The following is a 13,487-nucleotide window of genomic DNA, read 5'->3' on the forward strand; positions in this document are numbered from 1 at the left end:
TCGGACGGGAACGGGGCAGGGCCGGTGGAGGTGTTTTCGGAGCGCCGGATCGCCGGAGGCCTGCGTACCCCCGTGGGAATTTCCGAATTCGGGCACGCGGCGGCTCTTTTGGTGGCCGATCTGATCGTAGGCTGCCGCTCATGTGCGGAATCGTAGGATACGTGGGAGCGCAGTCGGCGCTCGATGTCGTGATGGCCGGGCTGAAGCGGCTGGAGTACCGGGGCTACGACTCGGCGGGCGTCGCCGTGCCGGCGGACGGGGGGCTGGCCGCGGCGAAGAAGGCCGGGAAACTGGTCAACCTGGAGAAGGAGTTGGTCGAACGGCCCCTGCCGGCCGGTACGACGGGCATCGGGCACACCCGCTGGGCCACGCACGGCGGCCCCACGGACGACAACGCCCACCCGCACCTGGACAACGCCGGCCGGGTGGCCGTCGTCCACAACGGCATCATCGAGAACTTCGCCGTGCTGCGTGCCGAGCTGGCCGAGCGGGGACACGAGCTGGTCTCCGAGACGGACACCGAGGTCGTGGCCCACCTGCTGGCCGAGGAGTTCTCGGTGACCGCGGACCTGGCGGAGGCGATGCGGCTGGTGTGCCGGCGTCTGGAGGGCGCGTTCACGCTGGTCGCGGTGCACGCGGACGTGCCGGACGTGGTGGTGGGCGCGCGCCGCAACTCACCCCTGGTGGTGGGTGTCGGGGACGGCGAGGCGTTCCTGGCCTCCGACGTCGCCGCGTTCATCGCGCACACCCGCTCGGCCATCGAGCTGGGCCAGGACCAGGTGGTGGAGCTGCGCCGCGACGGTGTCACGGTGACCGGCTTCGACGGCAGCGCCGCGGACGTCCGGTCCTTCCACGTGGACTGGGACGCGTCCGCCGCCGAGAAGGGCGGCTACGACTACTTCATGCTGAAGGAGATCGCCGAGCAGCCCAAGGCGGTCGCCGACACCCTGCTGGGCCGCATCGACCCGTCCGGCTCGCTGACCCTGGACGAGGTCCGCATCAGCGCCTCCGAGCTGCGCGAGGTCGACAAGGTCGTCATCGTCGCCTGCGGTACGGCCTTCCACGCCGGGATGATCGCCAAGTACGCCATCGAGCACTGGACGCGTATCCCGTGCGAGGTGGAGCTGGCCAGCGAGTTCCGCTACCGGGACCCCATCCTGGACGGGCGGTCGCTGATCATCGCCATCTCCCAGTCGGGCGAGACCATGGACACCCTGATGGCACTGCGGCACGCCCGCGAGCAGGGCTCCAAGGTGCTGGCCATCTGCAACACCAACGGCTCGACGATCCCGCGCGAGTCGGACGCGGTGCTGTACACGCACGCCGGCCCCGAGGTCGCCGTGGCCTCCACCAAGGCCTTCCTGACGCAGCTGGTCGCGTGCTACCTGGTCGCCCTGTACCTGGGCCAGGTGCGCGGCACCAAGTGGGGCGACGAGATCCGCGCCGTCATCCGGGACCTGTCCCGGATCTCGGGCGCGGTCGATCGCGTCCTGGAGACGATGGAACCGGTACGGGCCCTCGCGCGCTCCCTGGCCGACAAGAAGACGGTGCTGTTCCTGGGCCGGCACGTGGGCTATCCGGTGGCGCTGGAGGGCGCGCTCAAGCTCAAGGAGCTCGCGTACATGCACGCGGAGGGATTCGCGGCGGGCGAGCTGAAGCACGGGCCGATCGCGCTGATCGAGGAGGACATGCCGGTGGTCGTGGTCGTGCCGTCGCCCCGCGGGCGGTCCGTCCTCCACGACAAGATCGTCTCCAACATCCAGGAGATCCGGGCCCGGGGAGCGCGGACCGTCGTCATCGCGGAGGAGGGTGACGAGGCGGTCGTCCCGTACGCGGACCACCTGATCCGCATCCCGGCGACGCCGACCCTGCTGCAGCCGATGGTGGCGACGGTGCCGCTGCAGGTGTTCGCGTGCGAGCTGGCCACCGCCCGGGGCAACGAAGTGGACCAGCCCCGGAACCTGGCGAAGTCGGTGACGGTGGAGTAGCGCGCGCGGGACGGGCGGAGTCCGCGGTGCCGCGCTCGCGCTGCTTGCGTTGGAGCGGACTCCAGCTCGTAAGGTCGCGCTGTTCTCAACCGGGCCAACACCGAGGAGAGTTGCATGCGCCACCGCGTTCTGGGCGGGACCGGTATCGAGGTCAGTCCCTACTGCCTCGGCACGATGATGTTCGGCTTCGTCGGCAACCCCGACCATGACGAGTGCGCGCGGATCGTCCACGCCGCGCTCGACGAGGGGATCAACTTCGTCGACACCGCCGACATGTACTCGGCCGGGGAGTCGGAGACGATCGTCGGCAAGGCGCTGAAGGGCCGCCGTGACGACGTGGTCCTCTCGACCAAGGTCCACTTCCCGATGGGCGAGGGTCCCAACCGGGGCGGCAACTCGCGGCGTTGGATCGTGCGGGCGGTGGAGGACAGCCTGCGGCGGCTGGGTACCGACTGGATCGACCTCTACCAGGTGCACCGCCCGGACCACACGACCGACATCGAGGAGACCCTCTCCGTCCTGACCGACCTCGTGCGCCAGGGCAAGATCAGGGCGTTCGGCTGCTCCACGTTCCCCGCGGACGAGATCGTGGAGGCCTACCACGTGGCCGACCGCCGCGGCCTCCAGCGTTTCCGCACCGAGCAGCCGCCCTACTCGCTGCTGGCCCGCGGTGCCGAGAGGCAGGTGCTGCCGGTGGCGCAGCGCCTGGGCATGGGCGTGCTGACCTGGAGCCCGCTGGCCTCGGGGTTCCTGACGGGCCGCTACCGCAAGGGCCAGACCCTCGACCTGAGCAGCGGCCGCCCCACCCTCAACCCCGACCGCTTCGACCCGTCGGCGCCGCGCACGGCCGTGAAGCTGGACGCGGTCGAGCAACTGGTCGCGGTGGCCGAGGAGGTGGGCTGCTCGCTGCCGGAGCTGGCCGTGGCCTTCCCGCTCGCGCACCCGGCGGTCACCTCGGTGATCATCGGCCCGCGCACGATGGAGCAGCTGCGGAACACGCTCAAGGGGGCGTCCGTGTCGCTGGACGACGCCGCCCTCGACCGCATCGACGCGATCGTCCCGCCCGGCACCGACGTCTACCCGCCCGACGGCGCCTGGACCCCGCCGTCCCTCACGACGCCGGCACTGCGGAGGCGGCCGGCGGGCACGAGGTCGGCTGGGTGAAGTACGGGTGGGTGAAGCGCGGGCGGAGCGGAACGGGAGCGCCCTACGTTCACACGGGCCGGACCCGGCTGCCCCGCGCAGCCCACCGGCACCAGGACGTGACGACGATGAGCACACCCACCACACGGCACATGCCGCGAGGGGCAGCACTGGGCACAGGCTTCCACCCGCACACCCACGCCACCCCACCCAGGTGGGCCATACCCATGCCAGACACCACCTCTTGCACAGGATCCCTGAGCTGATCTGAGACGCTGCCCCGCATGAGCATCATCGGCGTAGGGATCGACGTGGCCGAGATCGAGCGGTTCGAGGCGGCGCTGGAGCGTACGCCGGGGCTGGCCGACCGGCTCTTCGTGGAGCGGGAGTTGCTGCTGCCGAGCGGGGAGCGGCGCGGTATCGCCTCGCTCGCGGCGCGGTTCGCGGCGAAGGAGGCACTCGCCAAGGCGCTGGGCGCACCGCCCGGGCTGCTCTGGGTCGATGCCGAGGTGTGCGTCGAGGACAGCGGGCAGCCCCGGCTGCAGGTGCGGGGGACCGTGGCCGCGCGGGCCGCGGAACTCGGGGTGCGGTCGTGGCACGTGTCGCTCAGTCACGACGCGGGAGTCGCCTCGGCCGTGGTCATCGCGGAGGGCTGAGCGGGGCGGGTCCCGGGCGGGCCGGGAGACCGGCGGGCCGCGAGCCCCGGCGGGCGGGGTCTCAGCGGGCGGGGGCTCGGCGGGCCGAGGAGCTGCGCGGCCCGGAGAGTTCGGCGGGCCGAGGAGCTGCGCCGCTCGGAGAGTTCGGCGGGTCGGGTGGGTCCCGTGGGGTGAGCGAGGCGGTCGTGCCGTCCGTGCGGGTTCCGGGGCAGACTCGGTGGCATGCGTACTGCGTACAGCGTGGAGACGATCAGGGCGGCCGAGCGGGCGCTGATGGCACGGCTTCCGGAAGGGGCGCTCATGCAACGGGCCGCCGCCGGGCTGGCGGCCGCCTGCGCGGACTTCCTCGGACGGGTGTACGGCAGCCGGGTGGTGCTGCTCGTCGGGAGCGGCGACAACGGCGGGGACGCGCTGTACGCGGGAGCCCGGCTGGCGCGACGCGGGGCCGGGGTCACGGCCGTGCTGCTCGCGCCCGAACGCACGCACGCCGCAGGGCTGGCCGCCCTGCGCGGGGCGGGTGGCGCCGTCGCGCACGCCGGGTCCGCCGAGGAGCTGATCGCGCGCGCCGACCTCGTCGTCGACGGCATCGTCGGGATCGGGGGGAAGGGCGGGCTGCGGCCGGACGCGGCACGGACGGCCGGCCTCCTGGAGCGGGCCCGGGCCGGCGTCGTCGCCGTGGACCTGCCCAGCGGTGTCGAGGCGGACACCGGCGAGGTGCGGGGGGTGGCGGTCCGCGCCGACCTCACCGTCACCTTCGGCGCGTACAAGCCGGCGCTCCTCATCGACCCCGGGCGGGAGTACGCCGGGTCGGTCAGGCTCGTCGACATCGGGCTCGAACTGCCGCCGCCCGAACCCGACGTGGAGGCTCTGCAGCATGCCGACGTGGCGCGGCGGCTGCCGGTGCCGGCGGCGGAGAGCGACAAGTACCGGCGTGGTGTGGTGGGCGTCGCCGCCGGGTCGGCGCGGTATCCCGGCGCGGCCGTGCTCGCCGTCGCCGGGGCGCTGCGGGGCGGGGCGGGCGCCGTGCGCTACGTCGGCTTCGCCGCCGACGCCGTCGTCACCCGGTTCCCGGAGACGCTCGTGTCCGAGCACGGGCCGGCCAGGGCGGGGCGCGTGCAGGCGTGGGTCGCCGGTCCCGGCGCCGGGGACGACGCGCTGAGCGTGGCGCAGGTGCTGCGCACGGACGTACCGGTGCTGCTCGACGCCGACGGGCTGCGGCTGGCGGAGCGGGACGCGGTGCGGGGACGTACGGCGCCGACGCTGATGACCCCGCACGCCGGAGAGGCCGCGGCCCTGCTCGGGGTGTCCCGGGAGGAGGTCGAGGCGGGACGGCTGGCCGCCGTACGGGAGTTGGCGGCCGTGTACCGGGCGACCGTGCTGCTGAAGGGGTCGACCACTTTGGTGGCCGACCCCGGGGGCGGCCCGGTCCGGGTGAACGCCACCGGAACCGGCTGGCTCGCCACGGCCGGCAGCGGGGACGTGCTGTCGGGGCTCGCGGGTTCGCTGCTGGCGTCGGGTCTGTCCGCGCTGGACGCGGGGAGCGTGGCGGCCTATCTGCACGGGCTCGCCGGACGCTTCGCGGCGGACGGGGCGCCGACGACGTCTCTGGACGTCGCCGAGCGGATCCCGCAGGCTTGGCGGGACGTCGTACGGGACTGAGCCCTTTCCCGGCCGTTCATGAGCCGCAAATCCAGCTCAACTGCCTTGGCTGGACTGGGTGGTTCGTGGGACGCGGGCGAGGTGAGTCCGGAGGGGCGTGCGATCATCCTCTGGCGCGGTTGCCGTGAGCCGAGGCGGACCCGGTGCAGGCGCAGGCGCGACCGGACGGCGTCGTGGGGGAGCGTGTCGCATGGTGGAGGACCTTCTCGTCGCCGTGATCGACGTCGTCCTGAGCCGTGGATGGAAACGGTGGCGCCGCCTGCGCATGTCGCGGAAGGTCGAGGCCCTGAACCGAGGGGAGACCGTCCGTGTCCGATGCGCGGCGCGCTTCCGCAGGTCGGGCGGACGTCGGCTCGGCGCGTACCTGATGGTGACGCCAAAAGGCGTCTTCGTCTCCACCACCGACGGCACCGTCTCGAACCTGTGCCTCGGAACTCCGGGCAGCGGCGTCGAGATCGTCGCCGAACAGTCGGTGATCGTGTACGACGTCGACGGGCGGCAGCTCGAGGTCCTGCTGCCGGCCGGGGAGGAAGCGCTCCTCACGGCCGTGGCGGCCAGACTTCCCGGCATCGACTACGGATGGCCCAGAGCCCAGGGCATCCCGCCGGTCCCGCCGGGACCCACTCCAGGCTGACCGTCACCCGCCACGGACGTCGGGCCGGCGCGACGGCGTACGGGTCCACCCCTCGGGTGACCCGCCCGCGCGGCACCCCGGATCCACGCGGGCCGCGCGTTTGGCTGATCACATGATCAGCGTCCGAAGGTCTGCCGGCGGCACACGAACCACGTGTCGCCCCTGTTGTGCGGCCGGCCCATGCCGCACAACCAGCCCATGCCGTAAGCCCGGTTCGTCGACGGCGGCCGGGCCTACCGCGCCGGGTACGGCGGTATTCACACGACCGCCGGTTCCTGCGGCTGCGTCGTCGATCTGAAGCTTCGCCGACGCGCGCAGGCCGTGGAGCGTGCCGAAGAAGGGGGACCATGTGTACCTGTGGGGGCGGCGGCCGGGTTCGTGACGGGCCCGACCCGGAGTGCGGCCGGGGGCTGTGGGAGCCCTCTGAGAGACTGGGGGCGCCATGAGTGAGACTTCAGCTGTGTCGACCGCGCCTCTGCGCGCACGCGCCGAGATCGATCTGGGCGCCCTGCGCGCCAATGTGCGGACCCTGCGCGCCCGCGCACGGGGTGCGGCCCTGATGGCCGTCGTCAAGTCCGACGCCTACGGCCACGGGGCGGTGCCCTGCGCCCGAGCGGCCCTCGCGGCGGGCGCGGACTGGCTGGGCACGGCCACGCCCGAGGAGGCGCTGGCGCTGCGCGCGGCCGGTCTGCCGGGACGGATCATGTGCTGGCTGTGGGTCCCGGGCGGGCCGTGGCGGCAGGCGGTCGAGGCGGACATCGACGTGTCCGTCAGCGGCATGTGGGCGCTGCGCGAGGTGACGGAGGCCGCGCGGGCCGCGGGGCTGACCGCGCGCGTGCAGCTGAAGGCCGACACCGGGCTCGGCCGCAACGGCTGCCAGCCCGCCGACTGGCCCGAACTGGTCGCCGAGTCCCTGCGCGCCGAGTCCGAGGGGCTGATCCGGGTCACCGGCCTGTGGTCGCACTTCGCCTGTGCCGACGAGCCCGGACACCCCTCCATCGCCGCCCAGCTCGACCGGTTCCGGGAGATGGTGGCGTATGCCGAGGAGCAGGGCGTGCGCCCCGAGGTGCGGCACATCGCCAACTCCCCGGCCACGCTGACCCTTCCGGAGACCCACTTCGACCTCGTCCGCACCGGCATCGCCCTGTACGGCATCTCGCCCAGCCCGGAGCTGGGCACCCCGGCCGACTTCGGGCTGCGCCCGGTGATGACGCTGAGCGCCTCGCTGGCGCTGGTCAAGCACGTGCCGGGCGGCCATGGCGTCAGCTACGGCCACCACTACGTCACCGCCGGCGACACCACCCTCGGCCTGGTGCCGGTGGGCTACGCCGACGGCATCCCGCGGCACGCGTCCGGCACCGGTCCGGTGCTGGTCGACGGCAAGTGGCGGACCGTCGCGGGACGGGTCGCGATGGACCAGTTCGTGGTCGACCTGGGCGGCGACGAGCCCGAGGTGGGCGCGGAGGCGGTGCTGTTCGGGCCCGGCGACCGGGGCGAGCCCACCGCCGAGGACTGGGCGCAGGCCTGCGGCACCATCGCGTACGAGGTCGTCACGCGGATCGGGGCGCGTGTTCCGCGCGTCTACGTGAACGGGGAAGAAGAGGGGTAAACCCCAAGGGGCCGCGCACCCCCGCCGGGGCACTTCTGCTCCGGCACGCACCACAGGCCACACCAGCACCACCCGTTTCACCCACCCAGCGAACTGCAGCACGGCGAAGAGGAGCGGTACGTGAGCGAGAGCAGTGCGGAGGCCGTGGCGGACGTCGTCGCCTCGGCGGCCGCCACGGCCTCCGCCGCAGGCGCGGCCGCCGGGAGCTGGCGCAGGGTGACCGGCATCGCCGGAACCGCGATAGGCGTGCTCGCCGCGGGCGCGGCCGCCGGTGTCGCCATCGAGCGCATGACGGTGGGGCGCGGAATGCGCCGCAGGGCCCGGCTGGCCCTGGACTCGACGGGCCCGTACGGCACCCTGCGCGGCACCCCCGGCAAGGCGTACGCCGACGACGGCACCGAGCTGTACTACGAGGTCGACGACGTCGACCCGGACCCCGGCCCGAACCTCTCCCCGCGCCGTCGCAGGCTCTTCGGCCGCAAGGCGCCCGGTCCGGTGACCGTCGTCTTCTGCCACGGCTACTGCCTCAGCCAGGACTCCTGGCACTTCCAGCGGGCGGCCCTGCGCGGGGTCGTCCGGACCGTGCACTGGGACCAGCGCAGCCACGGCCGCTCCGGGCGGGGCTCGGCCCAGACCCGGGACGGCGATCCCGTCACCATCGACCAGCTCGGCCGGGACCTGAAGGCGGTCCTGGACGCGGCCGTGCCGCAGGGGCCGGTCGTGCTGGTCGGCCACTCCATGGGCGGGATGACGATGATGGCGCTCGCGGCCCAGTACCCGGAGCTGATCCGGGACCGGGTGGTCGCCACGGCCTTCGTCGGCACGTCGTCCGGGCGGCTCGGGGAGGTCAACTTCGGCCTCCCGGTGGCCGGTGTCAACGCGGTGCGCCGGATCCTCCCCGGGGTGCTGAAGGCGCTCGGGCAGCAGGCGGAGCTGGTGGAGAAGGGGCGCAGGGCGACGGCCGACCTGTTCGCCGGGATCATCAAGCGGTACTCGTTCGCGGGGCGGGACGTCGATCCGTCGGTCGCCCGGTTCGCCGAACGGATGATCGAGTCCACGCCCATCGACGTGGTCGCCGAGTTCTACCCGGCCTTCTCCGACCACGACAAGACCGGCGCGCTGGCCTGCTTCCAGGACATCCCGGTGCTGGTGCTGGCCGGGGTGCAGGACCTGGTCACGCCCAGCGAGCACAGCGAGGTCATCGGCGACCTGCTGCCGGAGGCCGAACTGGTGCTGGTGCCGGACGCCGGGCACCTGGTCATGCTGGAGCATCCGGAGGTCGTCACCGACCGCCTCGCCGACCTGCTGACCCGCGCGGGTGCGGTGCCGGCAGGGGCTACCGTAATCGGTTATGGAAGCACCAGCAGCAGCACACCACCCCGCTGAGACCCGGCTGACCGTCACCTCGCCCGAGCAGATGCGGGAGCTGGGCCGCCGCCTCGCCAAGCTGCTGCGCGCGGGCGACCTGGTGATGCTCACCGGGGAGCTCGGCGCGGGCAAGACGACGCTGACCCGCGGCCTCGGCGAGGGGCTCGGGGTGCGGGGCGCCGTCACCTCGCCGACCTTCGTGATCGCCCGGGTGCACCCCTCGCTGGGTGACGGGCCGCCGCTCGTCCACGTCGACGCCTACCGGCTCGGCGGCGGTCTCGACGAGATGGAGGACCTCGACCTCGACGTCTCGCTGACCGACTCCGTGATCGTCGTGGAGTGGGGCGAGGGCAAGGTCGAGGAGCTGACCGAGGACCGGCTGGAGGTCGTCATCCACCGGGCGGTCGGGGACACCACCGACGAGGTCCGGCACGTCACGGTGACCGGTCTCGGGCAGCGGTGGACCGGTGCGGACCTGGCGGCGCTCGCGGCCTGACCGTACCGAGGGCCGTCCGACCGCACGCACCGCACCGACGGCTGCCTTCGCTTCTTCCGACGCCCGGCCGACGCCCGGCCGACGCCCGGCCGACGTCCGTCCGACGTCCGCTCGACGGTCCGTCCGACGTCCGCTCGACGGTCCGTCCGCGCGCCTGTCCGGCGCTGCTCCGACGTCCGCCCGACGGTCGTTCGACGCCTGTCCGGCGCTGCTCCGACGCCTGCCCGACGGTCGTTCGACGCCTGTCCGGCTGCGTGCGCCGGTCTTTCCGACAAGCTGTCGGGAACATATTGCGCGGGACGTCCCGGGCGTGGTCACATGGAAGTCAGCCCGCGGTTAGGTGTACCTAACCGCATCCGCCCCCGCAGCTCAGGAGGCGCCCATGCCCGCTTCTCGCCCCACGGAAAAGCCCGCGCCCGCGCGGTCCGTGTTCAGCGGAGGGTCCATGCGCGACCTGCTGGCCTCGTGCGCGGCCGCGGACGCCGTCTCCAGACCCCCGGCCGCTCCGGAGCCCGGGACACCCGCACCGGCGGCCCGGCTGACGGAGGAACCCGCGCAGGAGCACCGCGACGCGGCCTAGCCGGCCCCACTGCCCTGGCGGCGACCCCGGCCCCACGGCCCTGGCGGCGACCCCGGGCGCCGTACCCGCGGCGCCGTACGGGACCGCACCGCTAGCGGATCACCACGACCCGCACCCCGATCGTCGCGAACTTCCACATGGCCTCGCCGTCCGCGCGCGTCTCCCGGATGCCGCCCGTCTTCGGCTCGGCCGTATCCCCGGACCCGGCGTCGCCCACGGCCGCGCTGAAGCCGACCGCCACACCGTCCACGCTGGTGAAGCGCACGACGTGCTCGACGGGCGTGCCGTCGGTGCCGGTGACCGCGTGCGAGCGGGAGGTGACCCCGTAGGAGCCCGGCCGCGGGTCGATGCTGCCGGGGTGCACGGAGAAGGTGCGCTGCACCCGGTTCCGCTCGTCGACCAGCCAGACGCGGTCGTCGTCCACCGAGTACACGACCCGTTCACCCTTGCCGGAGTCGCCCGGCAGGGCGGCGGGGTGCCGCCGGTCGCGCGGGGCCTTGCTGACGGCCGCCGGTGACGAGTTCGCGGAGGCGTTGCGGCCCAGGCCCGCCGGAACGGTCGCCTGCGCCTGGTAGGCGAGGATGCCGACGGTCCCGACGGCCGCCGCGACGAGGCCGGCCACGATTCCCGAGCTGGTCCCTGCCACGTGCGTCCACCTCTGCTTCGCGCCATATGTCGTACTTCGTACAGACCGTAGCAGTCGGTCACGGGACCACCGGGGCGGCCGTGCGCGAGGCGCGGGCGCCGTAGGCTGTTCGCGTGCTCTTGCTCGCTCTGGATACCGCCACCCCCGCCGTCACCGTCGCCCTGCACGACGGCACGGACGTCATCGTCTCGTCGAGCCAGGTGGACGCGCGCCGGCACGGCGAGCTGCTGCTGCCGGCCGTCGACCGGGTGCTCGCCGAGGCCGGGCTCAGGCTGGACGCCGTCACCGGGATCGTCGTCGGCACCGGCCCCGGCCCCTACACCGGCCTGCGCGTCGGCCTGATGACCGCCGACACCTTCGGCCTCGCGCTCGGCGTCCCCGTGTACGGCCTGTGCACGCTGGACGGCCTCGCCTACGCCTCCGACATCGAGAAGGGCCCCTTCGTCGTGGCGACCGACGCCCGGCGCAAGGAGGTCTACTGGGCGACCTACGCCGACTCCCGCACCCGGCTGACCGGACCGGCCGTCGACCGCCCGGCCGACATCGCCGAGCAGGTCGCCGGGCTCCCCGCGGTCGGCGCGGGCGCGCTGCTGTACCCGGACACGTTCCCCAGCGCGCACGAACCGGAGTACGTCTCCGCCGCCGCGCTCGCCTCGCTGGCCGCCGAGAAGCTGGCCGCCGGGGAGGAGCTGCCCGAGCCCAGGCCGATGTACCTGCGCAGGCCGGACGCGCAGGTCCCCAAGAACTACAAGGTGGTCACCCCCAAGTGACCGCGACTCTGCGCGAGATGCGCTGGTGGGACATCGACCCGGTCCTGGAGCTGGAGAAGGACCTCTTCCCCGAGGACGCCTGGTCCCGGGGCATGTTCTGGTCCGAGCTGGCGCACGCCCGGGGCCCCGGGGCGACCCGGCGCTACGTCGTCGCCGAGACGGGCGACCGGATCGTCGGCTACGCCGGCCTCGCCTCCTCCGGCGACCTGGGCGACATCCAGACCATCGCCGTGGCCCGCGACCAGCAGGGCACCGGTCTCGGCGCCCGGCTGCTGACCGAGCTGCTGCGCGCGGCGACCTCCTTCGAGTGCGCCGAGGTCATGCTGGAGTGCCGGGTCGACAACGTCCGCGCCCAGAAGCTCTACGAGCGCTTCGGCTTCGCCCCCATCGGCTTCAGACGCGGCTACTACCAGCCGGGCAACGTCGACGCCCTGGTGATGCGACTGTCCACGGAATCCGACAGCGGCTCCGCCGCGGGTTCTTCCTCTGTACAAGGAACCGAGACCAATGGCTGACGAACCTCTCGTCCTCGGCATCGAGACCTCCTGCGACGAGACCGGCGTCGGCATCGTCCGCGGCACCACCCTGCTGGCCGACGCCATCGCCTCCAGCGTCGACGAGCACGCCCGCTTCGGCGGTGTCGTGCCGGAGGTGGCGTCCCGCGCGCACCTGGAGGCGATGGTCCCGACCATCGACCGCGCGCTGAAGGAGGCGGGCGTCTCGGCGAAGGACCTCGACGGCATCGCGGTCACCGCGGGCCCCGGCCTCGCGGGCGCCCTGCTCGTCGGCGTCTCGGCGGCGAAGGCGTACGCCTACGCGCTCGGCAAGCCCCTGTACGGCGTCAACCACCTCGCCTCGCACATCTGCGTGGACCAGCTGGAGCACGGCCCGCTGCCCGAGCCGACGATGGCGCTGCTGGTCTCCGGCGGCCACTCCTCGCTGCTCCTGTCCTCGGATATCACCTCCGACGTGCGGCCGATGGGCGCGACCATCGACGACGCGGCCGGCGAGGCCTTCGACAAGATCGCCCGCGTGCTGAACCTCGGCTTCCCCGGCGGTCCGGTCATCGACCGCTACGCCCGCGAGGGCGACCCGAAGGCGATCGCCTTCCCGCGCGGCCTGACCGGCCCGCGCGACCCCGCCTACGACTTCTCCTTCTCCGGCCTGAAGACGGCCGTGGCCCGCTGGATCGAGGCCAAGCGCGCGGCCGGCGAGGAGGTCCCGGTCCGTGACGTGGCCGCCTCCTTCCAGGAGGCCGTGGTGGACGTGCTGACCCGCAAGGCCGTGCGCGCCTGCAAGGACGAGGGCGTCGACCACCTGATGATCGGCGGCGGCGTGGCCGCCAACTCCCGGCTGCGCGCGCTCGCCCAGGAGCGCTGCGAGGCCGCCGGCATCCGGCTGCGCGTCCCGCGCCCCAAGCTGTGCACGGACAACGGCGCGATGGTCGCGGCTCTCGGCGCCGAGATGGTCGCCCGCAACCGGACCGCCTCCGACTGGGACCTGTCCGCCGACTCCTCGCTGCCGGTCACCGATACCCATGTCCCCGGTCACGACCACAGCCACGACCACGACCATGTGCACGAGGTCAGCAAGGACAACCTCTACTCATGACCGTCGCTCTGATGTGGGAGGCGCGGGCGGTGGCCGGCCGGGGTGAGGAACTCCTGGCCTGGGCCCGCGCGCAGGACCTCGCCGGGCACCCGGTCCGCCGGGAGACCTTCCGGGCACCCCAGGACCGGGTCCTGGTCATCACCTGGTGGGACGCGCCGTACGACGCCGACCTCCCGGAACTTCCCGAGCCGGACGGCGACTTGGTCACCCGGGCGGTGCACCGCTGGCGGTTCGAGCCGGTGGACGGGGAACCGGCCGGCTGAGGTGGCGCGCAGGCCCGTCCGTTCGCTATGATCATCACACAGCGAACGGCCGGAACTCCGGTAC

The 13,487-nt window shown here is 73.4% G+C and carries 14 protein-coding genes; 13 read left to right on the forward strand and 1 reads right to left on the reverse strand.

The features are described from left to right. The first annotated feature begins 140 nt into the window (after window positions 1-140). The 9 genes from glmS to OIB37_RS22095 all read left to right on the forward strand — a co-directional run bounded on the left by glmS (window position 141) and on the right by OIB37_RS22095 (window position 10,133). Entirely contained in the window at window positions 141-1,988 is a 1,848-nt protein-coding gene (gene glmS / locus OIB37_RS22055; protein ID WP_330459321.1) for a glutamine--fructose-6-phosphate transaminase (isomerizing), read from the forward strand. Between the two features lie 114 nt (window positions 1,989-2,102). Then, window positions 2,103-3,152, forward strand: a complete 1,050-nt coding sequence (locus OIB37_RS22060; RefSeq protein WP_330459322.1) for an aldo/keto reductase — start codon at window positions 2,103-2,105, stop codon at window positions 3,150-3,152. A gap of 263 nt (window positions 3,153-3,415) precedes the next feature. Next, entirely contained in the window at window positions 3,416-3,787 is a 372-nt protein-coding gene (locus OIB37_RS22065; RefSeq protein ID WP_330459323.1) for a holo-ACP synthase, read from the forward strand. 222 nt (window positions 3,788-4,009) lie between these two features. Next, window positions 4,010-5,446 (forward strand): NAD(P)H-hydrate dehydratase, encoded by a 1,437-nt coding sequence (locus OIB37_RS22070; RefSeq protein ID WP_330459324.1) that lies wholly within the window; start codon window positions 4,010-4,012, stop codon window positions 5,444-5,446. Window positions 5,447-5,636: 190 nt separating this feature from the next. Next, a complete protein-coding gene (locus OIB37_RS22075; protein ID WP_330459325.1) occupies window positions 5,637-6,080 on the forward strand; it encodes a hypothetical protein in 444 nt (147 codons plus the stop codon). Between the two features lie 442 nt (window positions 6,081-6,522). Then, the gene (alr, locus tag OIB37_RS22080) at window positions 6,523-7,689 is read left to right on the forward strand and encodes an alanine racemase (RefSeq protein ID WP_330459326.1); all 1,167 of its coding nucleotides are present in this window, start codon (window positions 6,523-6,525) and stop codon (window positions 7,687-7,689) included. Window positions 7,690-7,809: 120 nt separating this feature from the next. Then, window positions 7,810-9,075 (forward strand): alpha/beta fold hydrolase, encoded by a 1,266-nt coding sequence (locus tag OIB37_RS22085; RefSeq protein ID WP_330459327.1) that lies wholly within the window; start codon window positions 7,810-7,812, stop codon window positions 9,073-9,075. Beyond that, entirely contained in the window at window positions 9,041-9,553 is a 513-nt protein-coding gene (tsaE, locus tag OIB37_RS22090) for a tRNA (adenosine(37)-N6)-threonylcarbamoyltransferase complex ATPase subunit type 1 TsaE (RefSeq protein WP_330459328.1), read from the forward strand. The genes OIB37_RS22085 and tsaE overlap by 35 nt, the downstream gene beginning before the upstream one ends. Before the next feature lie 382 nt (window positions 9,554-9,935). Beyond that, on the forward strand, window positions 9,936-10,133 hold the full coding sequence (locus OIB37_RS22095) for a hypothetical protein (protein WP_330459329.1): 198 nt from the start codon (window positions 9,936-9,938) through the stop codon (window positions 10,131-10,133). 91 nt (window positions 10,134-10,224) lie between these two features. On the opposite strand, the gene OIB37_RS22100 is transcribed toward OIB37_RS22095, so the two are convergent. After that, window positions 10,225-10,779 carry a hypothetical protein gene (locus OIB37_RS22100; protein WP_330459330.1) on the reverse strand — a complete coding sequence of 185 codons (555 nt, stop codon included), beginning with the start codon at window positions 10,777-10,779 and terminating at the stop codon, window positions 10,225-10,227. Window positions 10,780-10,892: 113 nt separating this feature from the next. On the opposite strand from OIB37_RS22100, the gene tsaB reads away from it, so the two are divergent. The 4 genes from tsaB to OIB37_RS22120 are packed head-to-tail and all read left to right on the forward strand — an operon-like array spanning window position 10,893 to window position 13,423. Beyond that, on the forward strand, window positions 10,893-11,549 hold the full coding sequence (tsaB, locus tag OIB37_RS22105; protein ID WP_330459331.1) for a tRNA (adenosine(37)-N6)-threonylcarbamoyltransferase complex dimerization subunit type 1 TsaB: 657 nt from the start codon (window positions 10,893-10,895) through the stop codon (window positions 11,547-11,549). 17 nt (window positions 11,550-11,566) lie between these two features. Beyond that, window positions 11,567-12,064 carry a ribosomal protein S18-alanine N-acetyltransferase gene (gene rimI, locus OIB37_RS22110; RefSeq protein WP_330461925.1) on the forward strand — a complete coding sequence of 166 codons (498 nt, stop codon included), beginning with the start codon at window positions 11,567-11,569 and terminating at the stop codon, window positions 12,062-12,064. Continuing rightward, a complete protein-coding gene (gene tsaD / locus OIB37_RS22115; protein WP_330459332.1) occupies window positions 12,057-13,160 on the forward strand; it encodes a tRNA (adenosine(37)-N6)-threonylcarbamoyltransferase complex transferase subunit TsaD in 1,104 nt (367 codons plus the stop codon). Before rimI ends, tsaD begins: the two co-directional genes overlap by 8 nt. Continuing rightward, on the forward strand, window positions 13,157-13,423 hold the full coding sequence (locus OIB37_RS22120) for a hypothetical protein (RefSeq protein ID WP_330459333.1): 267 nt from the start codon (window positions 13,157-13,159) through the stop codon (window positions 13,421-13,423). Before tsaD ends, OIB37_RS22120 begins: the two co-directional genes overlap by 4 nt. Window positions 13,424-13,487: the final 64 nt, after the last annotated feature.

This window comes from Streptomyces sp. NBC_00820, from assembly GCF_036347055.1.
Taxonomy (GTDB): Bacteria; Actinomycetota; Actinomycetes; order Streptomycetales; family Streptomycetaceae; genus Streptomyces.

Excerpts from the sequence above, each read along its gene's own strand:
- OIB37_RS22095 (WP_330459329.1), top strand. The coding sequence starts at position 9,936 with ATGCCCGCTTCTCGCCCCACGGAAAAGCCCGCGCCCGCGCGGTCCGTG.
- glmS (WP_330459321.1), top strand. The coding sequence starts at position 141 with ATGTGCGGAATCGTAGGATACGTGGGAGCGCAGTCGGCGCTCGATGTC.
- OIB37_RS22060 (WP_330459322.1), top strand. The coding sequence starts at position 2,103 with ATGCGCCACCGCGTTCTGGGCGGGACCGGTATCGAGGTCAGTCCCTAC.
- OIB37_RS22065 (WP_330459323.1), top strand. The coding sequence starts at position 3,416 with ATGAGCATCATCGGCGTAGGGATCGACGTGGCCGAGATCGAGCGGTTC.
- OIB37_RS22120 (WP_330459333.1), top strand. The coding sequence starts at position 13,157 with ATGACCGTCGCTCTGATGTGGGAGGCGCGGGCGGTGGCCGGCCGGGGT.
- tsaD (WP_330459332.1), top strand. The coding sequence starts at position 12,057 with ATGGCTGACGAACCTCTCGTCCTCGGCATCGAGACCTCCTGCGACGAG.
- OIB37_RS22070 (WP_330459324.1), top strand. The coding sequence starts at position 4,010 with ATGCGTACTGCGTACAGCGTGGAGACGATCAGGGCGGCCGAGCGGGCG.
- OIB37_RS22075 (WP_330459325.1), top strand. The coding sequence starts at position 5,637 with ATGGTGGAGGACCTTCTCGTCGCCGTGATCGACGTCGTCCTGAGCCGT.
- tsaE (WP_330459328.1), top strand. The coding sequence starts at position 9,041 with ATGGAAGCACCAGCAGCAGCACACCACCCCGCTGAGACCCGGCTGACC.
- rimI (WP_330461925.1), top strand. The coding sequence starts at position 11,567 with ATGCGCTGGTGGGACATCGACCCGGTCCTGGAGCTGGAGAAGGACCTC.
- alr (WP_330459326.1), top strand. The coding sequence starts at position 6,523 with ATGAGTGAGACTTCAGCTGTGTCGACCGCGCCTCTGCGCGCACGCGCC.